General features: G+C 36.9%; 18 protein-coding genes. 1 reads left to right on the top strand and 17 read right to left on the bottom strand.

All coding sequences use genetic code 11. The features are described 5' to 3' along the window. Positions 1-8: 8 nt before the first annotated feature. From panD to J2R98_RS03185, 9 genes are read right to left on the bottom strand one after another with little or no spacing between them, the layout of a single operon-like run. Complete coding sequence (gene panD / locus J2R98_RS03145; protein WP_307066038.1) at positions 9-392, bottom strand: aspartate 1-decarboxylase; 384 nt, start codon at positions 390-392, stop codon at positions 9-11. Continuing rightward, positions 392-1,267, bottom strand: a complete 876-nt coding sequence (gene panC / locus J2R98_RS03150) for a pantoate--beta-alanine ligase (protein ID WP_307066040.1) — start codon at positions 1,265-1,267, stop codon at positions 392-394. The genes panD and panC overlap by 1 nt, the downstream gene beginning before the upstream one ends. Beyond that, on the bottom strand, positions 1,264-2,097 hold the full coding sequence (panB, locus tag J2R98_RS03155) for a 3-methyl-2-oxobutanoate hydroxymethyltransferase (protein WP_307066042.1): 834 nt from the start codon (positions 2,095-2,097) through the stop codon (positions 1,264-1,266). Before panB ends, panC begins: the two co-directional genes overlap by 4 nt. Before the next feature lie 21 nt (positions 2,098-2,118). After that, positions 2,119-3,093 (bottom strand): biotin--[acetyl-CoA-carboxylase] ligase, encoded by a 975-nt coding sequence (locus J2R98_RS03160; RefSeq protein ID WP_307066044.1) that lies wholly within the window; start codon positions 3,091-3,093, stop codon positions 2,119-2,121. Beyond that, positions 3,069-4,274 (bottom strand): CCA tRNA nucleotidyltransferase, encoded by a 1,206-nt coding sequence (locus J2R98_RS03165; RefSeq protein ID WP_307066046.1) that lies wholly within the window; start codon positions 4,272-4,274, stop codon positions 3,069-3,071. Before J2R98_RS03165 ends, J2R98_RS03160 begins: the two co-directional genes overlap by 25 nt. An 11-nt stretch (positions 4,275-4,285) precedes the next feature. Further along, positions 4,286-5,410 (bottom strand): N-acetyl-alpha-D-glucosaminyl L-malate synthase BshA, encoded by a 1,125-nt coding sequence (gene bshA, locus J2R98_RS03170; protein WP_307066048.1) that lies wholly within the window; start codon positions 5,408-5,410, stop codon positions 4,286-4,288. Beyond that, positions 5,403-5,819: a methylglyoxal synthase gene (mgsA, locus tag J2R98_RS03175; protein WP_307066050.1), complete on the bottom strand. Its 417-nt coding sequence runs from the start codon at positions 5,817-5,819 to the stop codon at positions 5,403-5,405. The genes bshA and mgsA overlap by 8 nt, the downstream gene beginning before the upstream one ends. A gap of 12 nt (positions 5,820-5,831) precedes the next feature. Continuing rightward, complete coding sequence (dapB, locus tag J2R98_RS03180) at positions 5,832-6,635, bottom strand: 4-hydroxy-tetrahydrodipicolinate reductase (protein ID WP_307066052.1); 804 nt, start codon at positions 6,633-6,635, stop codon at positions 5,832-5,834. Continuing rightward, positions 6,632-6,943 (bottom strand): nucleotide pyrophosphohydrolase, encoded by a 312-nt coding sequence (locus J2R98_RS03185; RefSeq protein ID WP_370871940.1) that lies wholly within the window; start codon positions 6,941-6,943, stop codon positions 6,632-6,634. Before J2R98_RS03185 ends, dapB begins: the two co-directional genes overlap by 4 nt. Before the next feature lie 218 nt (positions 6,944-7,161). Here J2R98_RS03185 and J2R98_RS03190 point away from each other — a divergent pair, with 218 nt between their 5' ends. Further along, positions 7,162-8,028: a YitT family protein gene (locus J2R98_RS03190; RefSeq protein WP_307066054.1), complete on the top strand. Its 867-nt coding sequence runs from the start codon at positions 7,162-7,164 to the stop codon at positions 8,026-8,028. Between the two features lie 368 nt (positions 8,029-8,396). On the opposite strand, the gene J2R98_RS03195 is transcribed toward J2R98_RS03190, so the two are convergent. From J2R98_RS03195 to J2R98_RS03230, 8 genes are all read right to left on the bottom strand, one after another. Beyond that, positions 8,397-9,077 (bottom strand): zinc metallopeptidase, encoded by a 681-nt coding sequence (locus tag J2R98_RS03195; protein WP_370871922.1) that lies wholly within the window; start codon positions 9,075-9,077, stop codon positions 8,397-8,399. A 57-nt stretch (positions 9,078-9,134) separates the two neighbouring features. Next, on the bottom strand, positions 9,135-9,317 hold the full coding sequence (locus J2R98_RS03200; protein ID WP_307066056.1) for a sporulation protein YpjB: 183 nt from the start codon (positions 9,315-9,317) through the stop codon (positions 9,135-9,137). A 36-nt stretch (positions 9,318-9,353) separates the two neighbouring features. Beyond that, entirely contained in the window at positions 9,354-9,935 is a 582-nt protein-coding gene (gene lhaT / locus J2R98_RS03205; protein WP_307066058.1) for a lipoprotein heptaprenylglyceryl N-acetyltransferase LhaT, read from the bottom strand. 72 nt (positions 9,936-10,007) lie between these two features. Next, positions 10,008-10,817, bottom strand: a complete 810-nt coding sequence (locus tag J2R98_RS03210) for a menaquinol-cytochrome c reductase cytochrome b/c subunit (RefSeq protein ID WP_307066060.1) — start codon at positions 10,815-10,817, stop codon at positions 10,008-10,010. Between the two features lie 30 nt (positions 10,818-10,847). After that, a complete protein-coding gene (gene qcrB, locus J2R98_RS03215; RefSeq protein ID WP_146814835.1) occupies positions 10,848-11,522 on the bottom strand; it encodes a menaquinol-cytochrome c reductase cytochrome b subunit in 675 nt (224 codons plus the stop codon). Positions 11,523-11,525: 3 nt separating this feature from the next. Further along, positions 11,526-12,035, bottom strand: coding sequence for a Rieske (2Fe-2S) protein (locus J2R98_RS03220; RefSeq protein ID WP_307066063.1), 510 nt, complete (start codon positions 12,033-12,035; stop codon positions 11,526-11,528). Positions 12,036-12,190: 155 nt separating this feature from the next. Continuing rightward, positions 12,191-12,655: a DUF2487 family protein gene (locus J2R98_RS03225; protein ID WP_307066065.1), complete on the bottom strand. Its 465-nt coding sequence runs from the start codon at positions 12,653-12,655 to the stop codon at positions 12,191-12,193. A gap of 5 nt (positions 12,656-12,660) precedes the next feature. Next, positions 12,661-13,212, bottom strand: coding sequence for a ReoY family proteolytic degradation factor (locus J2R98_RS03230; protein ID WP_307066067.1), 552 nt, complete (start codon positions 13,210-13,212; stop codon positions 12,661-12,663). Positions 13,213-13,216 lie beyond the last annotated feature (4 nt).

Below are 13,216 nucleotides of genomic sequence, written 5' to 3' on the forward strand. Positions count from 1 at the left end.
CAAGGGAGTTATAAGACAGTTAGGGGTGGTTCTTCTACAATAATTTCCCCGATTTGGTTATCCTCATCCATAATCGCAATCTTGGGCTGATGTCCTTCTAATTCATCACTTGATAGTGATACATATGAAATAATAATGACGGTATCGCCTTTTTGAACACGTCTTGCTGCAGCACCATTTAAACAAATAACACCACTATGCCTTTCACCAGCAATCACATAGGTCTCAAAGCGCTCCCCATTATTATTATTAACAACTTGCACTTTCTCATGAGGTAAAATACCAACTTGTTCAAGAAGGTGTGCATCTATTGTAATACTACCTACATAATTTAAGTCGGCTTCAGTCACCGTAGCACGATGGATTTTACTATTTAACATAGTACGATACATTATGATTCACTCCTATATTTCACATCACCTGATGGGGTTAATATAATATTGTCAATTAATCTTGCATTTTGATATTTTACAGCAACCGCAATTATTATATCATGTTTTTCTGTAATTTCACGAGTTAATTCAGGATATGTTAAACAATCGACATAATCTATTTCACCTGACAATGTATGTTTCAAGAAACTTTCAACTTCGTCTAAAACCCTTTGTCGGGTCCAATTACTTGCTTTGATTAATTTTTGACCTTTTAATAACGCTTGATAAATTTTATATGCTTCTTGGCGTTCATAGGTTGATAAGTTAACATTTCGACTACTCATGGCTAAGCCATCAGATTCACGAATTGTAGGAACTGGAACTAATTCAATATTAAAGTTAAAATCGTTAATTAAACTATCGACTACAGCAACTTGTTGCGCGTCTTTTAGACCAAAATAAACACGGTTCGGATTAACAATATTAAATAATTTGGTTAAAACCATTAACACACCTTCGAAATGTCCAGGCCTTGTTGCGCCGCACAGCACATCTCCACGCTGATTTAAACTAAGATCAATTGACAATGGGTTTGGGTACATAGCTTCTTTTGAAGGGTAAAACACAAAATCTACACCCTCTTCAATTAACAATTTCTCATCTCGTTCAAAATCTCTTGGATATTGTTCTAGATCACTTGCTTGATTAAATTGTAGCGGATTAACGAAAATGCTGACGACCACGATATCGTTTTCTTTACGCGCCTCTTTTATTAAAGCAAGATGTCCGTCATGTAAATAGCCCATCGTCGGGACAAAGCCGATTGATTTTTGCTCTTTATGAAGTTCATCTTGCTTTAATTGCATGTCTTCTATAGTCTTAATTGTCTTCATGATCCCCCGTATAACCCCTTTAATGTTTCTTCATTTATCGAATAAGTATGTTCTTCTTTTGGAAATTGTTGTTGTTTAACTTCTTGAACGTATTTTGAAATCCCCTCTACTGCGACCTCATTAACGTTAGCGTATGGTTTAACAAATTTAGCTAAACGATCAACACCATATTCTAGTAAGTCATGATAAACTAACACTTGTCCATCACAAGATACGCCAGCACCTATACCAATTGTAGGTATGTCGAGCTGTTCAGTAATCATTCCGGCTAATGAAGCAGGAACACATTCTAACACAAGTGCAACTGCGCCTGAATCTTGCATGATTTTAGCATCTTCAAGTAATTTTTTAGCATCTTCTTTTGATTTACCTTGTACTTTATAACCACCTAAAACATTAACGGTTTGTGGTGTAAGGCCAATATGAGCTACGACTGGAATTCCCGATTCTGTCAGTCTTCTCACCGTTTCGGCAACTTCACGACCACCTTCTAACTTTAATGCAGAAGGTTCAATTTCTTGGAACATTCTTTTCGCATGGTCTAGTGTTTGTTCTATTGAGATGTTGAATGACATAAAAGGCATGTCAACGACTGTAAATGTATTTGGTGCTCCTCTTCGAACTGCCTTACCGTGATGAATCATATCATCTACAGTCACAGGAATTGTTGATGAATAACCTAACACAACCATACCTAATGAATCGCCTACTAAAATCATATCGACTTCAGATTGCTCACTCGTTTTCGCAGATGGGTAGTCATAGGCTGTGATCATCGCGATTTTTTCACCAGCTTGTTTCTTTTGAGTTAACATTTTCGTCGTTTTCATATAGACACCTCTATTAGTCTTTTAAGACCATAATATTTCTGCAGAATATAATAACTGTTCTTGACCCTTTTCATCGACGACTTTAAGTGCTCCGTCTTCATGTATGCCAATTAGTTTAGCATCCCATTCGCCTTGTGCTCGTACTGTGAGCCATTCGCCCATTTTGTAAGCATAACCTTCCCAATCGTATTTGATTGGTTTGAAGCCATGTTCGATAAATCGTTCATATTGCATTTCAAATTCATGAGCTATTGATTTAAATAACGTATTTAAATTGTAGTGCTCATCTGTATATACTTTTAGCGATGTTGCATGTTCTAATGCAGCGGAACCTAAATCCGCTTCTTCGTGATTAACATTCATACCGATTCCAATAATAATATAATCGATCTGGTCTTGTTCTGCTTGCATTTCAGTTAAAATACCTGCCATCTTCTGATCACCAATAAATAAGTCATTCGGCCATTTAATTCTAATTGGTATCCCGTACTCTTTCATGACATTGGCTAATGCAACAGCAGCAACTAATGTTATTTGTGTTGCATTTTTAGGTTCTAATGAATGAGGTCTTAATACTGTACTAAACCACAAGCCTACTTTAGCTTTAGAATCCCAATAACGTTTCATACGTCCTTTGCCTTTTGTTTGTTCACTGGCAATAACAACAGTGCCATGCTCAGCACCATCGCGGGCAAATTCATGAGCTAAGTTTTGTGTAGAAGTGACAGTTGGATGATAGTGTAAAGTTGAACCTAGCCACTTTGTTTCAAGCCCCCACCTAATAGCATCTTCTGATAACGACTCTGGAACATTTATGATCCGATAACCTCGATTCGTAACAGCCTCGATCTCGTATCCAGATTTCTTTAATTCGTTCATATGCTTCCAAATGGCAGACCTTGAAATATTCAAAATTTCTGATAACTCTTGACCTGATACGTACCGATCTCGATGTTGAAAAAGAAGATTAATTAATTGCTTTCTTGTTCCTTCCATCTCTTCACCTGACTCTCTATTTCTGTTCGATTGTTTTTTAGTTTTCCCTGTAAGACTAGTTGCTCTATTTTCGATAAATACTCGCCAATCCACGGACCTTTTCGCACACTTGGGAACATATTCATAAGATCATGTCCTGTTACTGCTAAATCGCTACGAGACTGGATAGGTAATTGTTCAAATAGGGTTGTGAGTTCACTAGTCTCAATCTTTTCGCGATCGATTATAAATACTAATTCTAAAAAATGCACAAAATAATCATGTGTTACATGATATACAAGCGTTTCACTTATTCCTTTACGTTTATATTCATCATAACAATGGAGAACGTGCAAGCTTTCCCTTTTGAGCTTATTAGAAAGTTTGTATGCCTTCACCCAGTCATTCAAATCATGATCTTTACTTAATAATGAAAGCGTTGCTATCACGACATTTTCAAATGGAATAGGATCTTGCACCGTCTCAATTAAACTTCTTACTAAAGAATGTTCACCTTTGAAAAGAGGCAATGATTTATAAAGCTGAGTCATATTTAGACTATGTAAGCCTTGCTTTAAACCAACACCTTTAAACATTTTAAACAGCTCAACTTGAATTCGTTCTACGGCAACATATTTAATTAATGACCCATATTCTTTAATAGCTTCGTTTACGTCATGAGCAATCTTAAAGTTTAATTGACTTGCAAATCTTACAGCTCTTAGCATTCTTAATGCGTCCTCAGTGAAACGGTCTTTCGGTTGGCCTACTGTATGTATTTCTTTTTGTAATAAGTGCTCTTGCCCACCATATGGGTCAATAATATCTCCATCTAAACTCATCGCCATAGCATTAATTGTAAAGTCACGTCTGCTTAAGTCTAATGTGATATCACGTACGAACTCCACCGAATCAGGTCGTCTAAAATCATCGTATTCTCCTTCAACTCGGTAAGTTGTCACTTCAAACTCATGTTCACCATCTAATATTAGTACTGTGCCATGTTCAATACCGACCGGAACTGTTCTTTTAAATAGTTTTAACATTTCATCTGGTTTTGCATTCGTCGCAATATCGATATCGCCAATCGGGACATTTAACAAATAATCACGAACTGACCCACCAACAAAGTACGCTTCATAACCATTGTCTTCTAATGTTTGAATGACATTTCGAGCTTTTGTAAAAGGTTCTCCTAACATAACGACCAATCCTATTCTAGTACGCGATCATAAACTGATTCATACTGTTTTACAATTTGTTCTGTTTGAAACTGCTGCTCCACAATTTCTTTTGACTGACTTGAGAGCTTGTTCCATAAACTTTCATCAGTTAATAAATTTACCACTTTATCTGACACGCAATCTAAGTCACCTAACGGACAAATATAGCCATTTACTCCATCATCAATCACTTCTGGTATTCCGCCAACTTTAGTTCCAACACAAGGAACTCCTTGGCTCATTGCTTCTAATAATACAAGTCCGAAGCTTTCTTTTTCTGATAACAATAACTTAACATCACTAATCTTCAATAGATCTTGAATATTGTCTTGTCTTCCTAAAAAGATCACGTCATCTTGCAATTGTAAATCAATTACTTTTTGTCTTACTTTACTGTACTCAGGTCCATCACCAACTAAAAGCAGTGTAGATTGAACGTGTTCCCTTACTTTACTAAAAGCTTCAACAACTTGATCAACCCGCTTAACTTTCCTGAAGTTAGAAATATGAATAACAACTTTTTCATCCATATTGATGCCTAGACGTCGTTTCAAATCTTCATCATAAGCTGGTATTCGTTCTTGCAAGTCAATAAAATTATGAACAACTTGTATATCTGTATCGGTTTCAAACACTTGTTGTGTTTGTGTTTTTAAACTTTCTGAAACGGCAGTAACAGCGTCTGATTCTTCAATCGCAAAACGAATCATGTTTTGCAAACTGTCATCAATACCTAACACCGTTATATCAGTCCCATGTAAAGTTGTCACGATTTTAACATCACGCTTCGCCATTTGCTTAGCAAACAATGAACAAATTGCATGTGGGACCGCATAATGGGCATGGATTATATCCAATTGCTCACGGTCAACAACTTCAGCAATTTTGTTAGCGAGTGACAAATCATAAGGTGGATGTTTAAAAACGGGATAATTCGCTACTTCTACTTCATGAAAGTATATATTCGGATAAAGACGCTTAAGTCTAAACGGCATCGTTGTGGAAATGAAATGAACCTCATATTGTTGTTCGGCTAAAAAAATGCCTAATTCAGTAGCTACAACACCTGAACCACCAACTGTCGGATAACAAACGATCCCGATTCGTTTACTCATTATATATACCTACCGACTCTTTAATTGTACGCCATTCTAACCACCCGCTATTTAGTCCACGAATAATAATCTCCGCAGTAGCTTCATTCGTTGCAACAGGTATTCTATAGACGTCACACAATCTTAGCAGTGCCGTTACATCAGGTTCATGTGGTTGAGCTGTTAGTGGATCTCGGAAGAAAACAACTAAATCTAAGTCATCTTCTGCAATCTTAGCACCAATTTGTTGATCGCCGCCTAATGGGCCTGATTGTAACCTTGTCACTTCAAGACCAACCTCGTCCATAATTCGCTTTCCTGTAGTGCCTGTTGCAAATAGTTCGTGTTGTTGGAAGATAGGTTTATATGCCGTAATAAAATTTATTAAACTTTGCTTTCTATGGTCGTGCGCTATGAGTGCAATTTTCATTAATCTCACCTACTATTCCATTAAATTTTCTAAACCGTATACATAATCATCCATTTCTATTACTTGCTCGACAGCAAATTGGACTCCACTCATGAATGAGTAACGATCCATTGAACTATGAGTAATTTTTAAAGTTTGACCTGTTTGTCCAAACGTTACTTCTTGTTCAGCGATGTATCCAGGTAAACGAACACTATGAATTCTGAATCCATCGTACTCAGCCCCACGAGCTCCTTCAATTGTTTCTTTTTCCTCTGGATGACCTTGTTGTTCAGTTTGTCTTACTTCTTGAATCATTTGAGCTGTCTTAACAGCTGTACCAGATGGCGCGTCTAGCTTTTGGTCATGGTGCTTTTCAATAATTTCAACATTAGGGAAATATTTTGCTGCCATTTGCGAAAAGCGCATCATTAAAACAGCTCCCATTGCGAAGTTAGGTGCGATCACAATACCTGTTTGATTTTCATCACTTAACTGCTTCAAAGTCGTTAATTGCTCTTCTGAAAACCCAGACGTACCTACAACCGGTCTAACATGATGTAACAATGCTAAATGAGTGTTATGGTAGCCAACCTCTGGATTTGTTAAATCAATTAAAACATCAGCATTTAACTCGTCAAACGCCTCACTTGATTCAGTATATATAGGAGCATCAAGATTCGGTAAGCTTTCTATATCCTTTACCGACAATCCATTATGCTTTCGATCAATACAACCGACTAAGTTAAAATGGTCTGTTCTTTCAATTAGTTTTAATGCTTCTGTCCCCATTTTACCTCTTGGGCCTGCTAAAATAATGTTGATTGTTTCTGTCATGATTCATTCTCCTTTTTAGTCCAGCGATTTTGATCTCTTTCTTCTATTTTTGACATACTTATATCAAATGCTTCGTTTAAATCAATATCTAAAGAGTTAGCCATTGTAATGATCACAAATAGTAAGTCACCAAGCTCTTCTTCAAGTTTTTTATCTTCTTCAGACGATTTTTTCGGTTTCTCTCCATAGTAATGATTCACTTCTCGGGCTAACTCACCCATTTCTTCTGTCAAACGTGCCATCATAGACAAAGGTGAGAAATAGCCTTCTTCAAATTGACTAATAAATGCATGAACGCGTTTTTGCATGTCTTCTGCAGTATGTTGCTGTGTCACTTGAAATCACTTCCTCTATATAATCTAACATAATGTTAGCTAACAAATAAGAATTTGACAAATTATTAATTTTAATTTTTTCACTTTTTTCTTTATCCTGCTAATGAAATGCTCAGTTACTAGAGCAAATTGATGAGTTGGCTAATATTGGATATAATAATTTGAGTGATTACAGTAGACGGAGGGTTATTATGTTACACGGCATTAAAACGAAGAACATTCTATTTATATTAATCGGAGCTGCCATTTTCTCTTTTGGTATTGTAAATTTTAATATGCAAAACAACTTATCAGAAGGTGGATTTACAGGAATTACTTTGCTATTATACTTTTTATTTTCTTGGGATCCTGGAATTATGAACTTAATTTTAAACATCCCTGTTTTCTTTGTCGGGTTAAAGTTATTAGGTAGAATTACATTTATATATACCGTTATTGGTACTGTTGCTGTATCGATTTTTTTATGGGTATTTCAAGCTTATCCAGCTTTCTCTTTACAAGATGACATGACATTAGCCGCTTTATTCGCCGGAACATTTATTGGTGTCGGTTTAGGGATTATCTTTAGATTCGGAGGTACAACAGGTGGTGTCGACATTATCGCAAGACTTGTCCATAAATACATCGGCTGGAGTATGGGGCGAACGATGTTCTTGTTTGATGCGATCGTCATTATTGCATCTGTTGTCTTTTACTTAAATGAAGTTGAAGGAATGTATACATTAGTAGCTGTGTTTATCGGGGCAAGAATTATAGACTTCATTCAAGAAGGTGCCTATGCTGCAAGAGGAGCAACGATCATCTCTGATTATAGTGAAAGTCTTGCGGAAGGAATAACTAATCAAATGGATCGCGGGGTTACTATTCTTAACGGAAAGGGGTATTATACTGGCAAAGACCGTCAAGTTTTGTATTGTGTTGTCGGTAAAAATGAAATTGTAAAGTTAAAAAATATAATTCACGAAATTGACCCACATGCTTTTGTTTCAGTTTCCACGGTACATGATGTGTTAGGTGAAGGATTTACATTAGATGAAAACAAAAAACCGATTGATTAGTTTAAGTTTAAGCTTTTTAGGGTGCCTTTTACTGTTCCGTTTGTATCAGGTGATCCGCTCTCGGTGGACGCTTTCCGCGGGCACGGCTCGAGCCTCCTCGGCCCAAAAAGCGGGGCCTGTGGGGTCTCGAGACTCGTGCTGTTCCCGAAGGAGTCGCCACCTTCGCTCCTCACCTGATACAAACTCTGTGCTTTAACCAGAAATACAAAAAACACGCTAACTCCCTATTTGTTATCCTTGTTTTATACTATCAAAACAAAAGGAGTTGCGTGCATATGAACATAGCATGACTTTATAGCCATAAAAAAGATGATCCCAAAACAGTATTGGGATCATCTTTTAGCTACATAGCTTTCTAAAATTGCATGTTAATCATTCATATGCAAGAACATAAATATGAAGCGTATTAGCTCCATTAACGCGACGACTGCACCGGCAACATAAGTCCATGCCGCAGCATCTAATACTTTCTTAGTCTCACGATGTTCTGCACTTCCAATAATACCAGAACCGACCATCTGACCCATCGCTCGATTAGAAGCATCAAATTCAACTGGTAGTGTTACAAGTTGGAACAGTACAGCAAACGCCATAAAGATAATACCAACTAAGAACATTTGCATTGCACCAAATAGTATACCAGCAATAATGAAGAAGAACGATGCGTTTGAACCGAAGCTCGCAATCGGTACTAAGGCATGTCTAAAACGTAAAAATGCATATCCTTCTGCATCTTGAATAGCATGTCCAACTTCGTGAGCTGCAACCGCTGCAGCTGATTGTGATGGCTCATGGTAATTGTGTGATGATAATCGAACAACCTTTTTACTTGGATCATAATGATCAGAAAGAAAGCCTTTCGTTTCTTCTATTTTGACGTCATATAAACCATTTTCTTGTAAAAGTTTCTGTGCAACTTCTCTTCCAGTCATACCAGATGAAACAGCGATTTTCATATGCTTTTTGTAGGTGTTTTTAACTTTACTTTGTGCCCAAAGCGGTAGAATTAATAAAATCGCAAAGTAAATTAAAAAAGTCCCCATGCTCATATCGGCTTCCCTCCATCACGTTTAATTTCTCTATAGTCAATTTTAGTCAAACAAATTTTAGTCGTCAATTTCTTTGCTTTGTACTTTGTCTTCTTTATATTTTTTCCAACCGACATAAAATAATGTTGCCATAATAATGGAAGTCACTAGCGTAATCGTAAAAATAATCTCACTCATATCAACAACAATAGCTAAAGCATATAAAGGGATGAAAAGTATGATCAACACACTTAAACCCATATTGAATAGCCCCTTTAACTCATATTTATTATATGCTTATGCTAATTGGTTAGAACGTGTTCTTCTTACAACTAAAAGGTATACTAGTGTGATCGATAATAAACTTAGCCAAAACGTGAAATAACCGATATGTTCTTCAAATTGAGACAACGTTGGATACATCGGCATATGTCCATACACATAATCAATGACATCATTATGTAATGTCCAAATACTAGCGACAACTAAATGTCGCATTTCAATTTTAAAAAATGGTGAGTATAAAAGAGCTTGAACTGCCATCGCACCGTGAGACACAATCAACATCATGGCCATTAATGAAACTGGTTGACCGTGAATAAACGTTAAAATATTCATGACGACCGCCCACGTTCCATACTTGAACAGCGTGAGCATAGCTAAGGCTTCCATGTATTTAAAGTTTTTATTAAGAAGTAAGCCAATTAAAACAAATACAAAAAATAATGAAGCAGTAGGACTATCTGGCACAAACGGGATAAAAATCGTAGGCGTTATTTCTAATTGATAACGATACCAATAGAAACCATAAATTGTTCCTAAAGTATTAATAATTAATAACAATACAAGAATGCGTCGATCCATCAATAAATATATCATGCTACTACCCCTATTAATTTCGTCATATGTATACAAAAAGCTGACTTATAATAAGCCAGCTTTTTTTGTCATTTATTCTTCTGTATCTTCGTCTTCACCTTCACCGTCATCAGTGTCAGTGTTTTCAACAATAAAGTTAGCTAAATGTTCTAGCTCTTCATCCGTTCCTTCAAACATACCAGCTGGCATGTCACCAATACCTTCTACTGAGATTTCAGCAATAGTATCTGCTGTATGTGGTAAATCAAGAAGATCTGGACCTAAACCTGGTTCACCTTCTAATGATCCACCATGACAACTCATACAGTTTTGAGAATAAACCTCATACCCTGGGTGGGTCTCATCAACTTCATGCTCTACCATATTATCTACTGAATACTCTTCACGCGTATCCCAATCAACCGCTACAACTGACTCATAAGTTAACCAAATTGTCGCAAGTACACCGATTAACATCATACCAGTTGCAATTGGTCGCTGAGATGGACGACGACCTGGTTTTGTATCTAAAAATGGTGCTAATAATAAGGCACCAAACGCTAAGCCTGGAATACCGACTGTACCAATTATAATATATTCCGCGGCTGCAAACTCAAACTTTAACAATTCATATAAAAACAAGAAGTACCAGTCTGGTAAAGGAATATATGCAGCATTGTTAGGATCTGCTTGCTGCTCTAATGACACTGGAGTTGCAGCAACATAACATAAAAACCCGATTAAGAATACTGCACCTACTAACCATTCTTTTAATAAATAGTTCGGCCAAAAGGCTTCCGTTCTACCAGGATACTCAGAGTAATCTTTTGGAATTGTATTACGTTGTTCTTTGTCTTGGACACGTGAGTCTCCGACAAATTTCATTCCTTTTCCTCTATGCACAGTGTTCCCTCCTTATCATCAGATTTCTTCTTATAGTGGACCTGAGATTCCTTGACGACGAATCATAATAAAGTGTAATGCCATTAGCCCAAATAGAGCTGCTGGTAAGAAGAATACATGAATCGCAAAGAATCTAGTTAGGGTCTGTGCACCGACAATATCTGGATCGCCTGCAAGTAACGTCTTAATATCCGTACCAATTACAGGAACACTCTCTGCAATTTCAAGACCTACTTGAGTTGCGAAGAATGCTTTGTTATCCCATGGTAATAGGTATCCAGTAAACCCTAGTCCAAACATTACGAAGAATAGTAACACACCAACAATCCAGTTTAATTCACGTGGTTTCTTATAAGCCCCTTGGAAAAACACGCGTAACGTATGTAAGAAAATCATTACAATTACGACACTAGCTCCCCAGTGGTGCATACCGCGAACAATCTGTCCATGTGCCACTTGTGATTGTAGATACTGAACTGAATGCCACGCATTCTCAATATCTGGAACATAGTACATTGTTAAAAACATACCTGATAATACTTGAATTACTGTAACAAAAAATGTCAAACCACCAAAGCAATATACAAATGCTGAAAAGTGGTGGGCTGGGTTTACGTGTTCAGGTACTTCGTGGTCAGCGATATCGCGCCAAATAGGCGTAATATCTAGCCGCTCATCAACCCAGTCATATAACTTCTGTAGCATCAATTACGCCCCCTCTCGTGGATTCGCTCTACCTAGATATAATCGACCGTCTTCAATACGATACTCATAGGCATGTAGTGGTCCTTCTGGTGGTGTACCAGGGATGTTAACCCCATTCTTGTCATAACGACCATAGTGACAAGGACAGAAGAACTCATTATCATGGTCACCTGTTTCCCAGTCGACAACACAACCTAAGTGAGTACAGATAGGAGATAGTGCTAAGATGTCTCCATTTTCGTCTCGATAAATCCATGCAGCACGTTCAGCTTCTGTATCATACCAACCGTCTTGTTGGTCAATGTAGAATGTCTTACGTTGTGGCTCGGTAGTAATTTCATCAACATCCATTACATACTCAAAATCATCTGAACCGTCAGCCTGTAATAACGGATCGACAGCCATACCAACCATTGGTGCAACAACTGCCGCACCCATGAAGCCGCCTACACCAGTTAGCGTGTAGTTTAAGAACTGCCTACGAGAGACTTGATTGTTTTTCTTTTCGCTCATGTCTTTCCCCCCTCTATCCATCTGATCAACGAACAGGGTTTTTTCACATATTTATTAGGACAATATAATGATAGCGTATCCCTCAACATCGGTCAATAAAAACAACAGATTGAATAGAAAAATGTCACAATTTCTTTACAAGATTGTCATAAATTCTACTCGTCCCATTGTTCTTTAATCAAGTCTTCTATTTCACTGACTTGTGATTGAACTAATTGCTGGGTTTCTACTTGATTTAAATCACCTTGTTGAGGAGCTGGTAACCATATTAATTCTGCATCAATTTTTGAACTGTATTTTCGCCACTTTTTATCAAAGGTGAACAAAAATATATGTTTAAATGGTTGCTCATTAACATGGTTAACAACTGTTTCTAAACGCTCATATTCATCTTCTAGTTTGTTTTGTTTAAGGTAATTATATACAGGCAATAAAAAAACTCGACCTTTTAATTGTTTTTCGATTTGAGTCATAAGAATTTGCATGACTTCATGTTGGTAAGCCAGTTGACTTAATTCATCATCACCTTGAAAAGAGAAAGGAATTAAAGGCATGATTGCAGAATCAATATACTCTTTAGCTTTAGTATAATTCTGCACATCTTGATGCATCCATTTCATATCAGCTACCTCCTATTTTGATCCTCTGTTTGATTATTTAGTAAGGAACTGTAAAAGTTAAAAGCTTTTAAATCACCTTCATCTAAGGCTTCGTCAATCTTAGATTTTAATTCCAAAATGTATTGTTCATTTTCTACATAGTTTAATAGTAAATCAATTTCTTTGTAGTCAGAGTCCTCCAAATAGTAATCATCTGGTAGAAACGGATTATCCTCTAGTACAGAAATATACTCTTCTGAATTTCTAACCCCTGCGAAATTCATTTCTACATATAAAGGTTCCCCGTGATTCATTCTAATATCATGGAAAGCCTTTTCAACCTCATTGGTAACAACGTGCTCCTTGTAAAAACGAAATGGCCTTTCCTCACCATCTTGTACAGATATAATCATACTCCTCGGACAGAGGTGAGCCTCAAATACAAAGTGCAGGTTATTTAACAACTCATCACGCTTTAATAAATAATCGAAAAGCCATACAATTTCACGCTTAGGCAAGTCATATTGATCTAAAAACCAATCAATAAATGCTTTTTTCTGTAATGGTGAGATTTCCATATCG

The organism is Alkalibacillus filiformis (assembly GCF_030814115.1).
Lineage (GTDB): Bacteria > Bacillota > Bacilli > Bacillales > Alkalibacillaceae > Alkalibacillus > Alkalibacillus filiformis.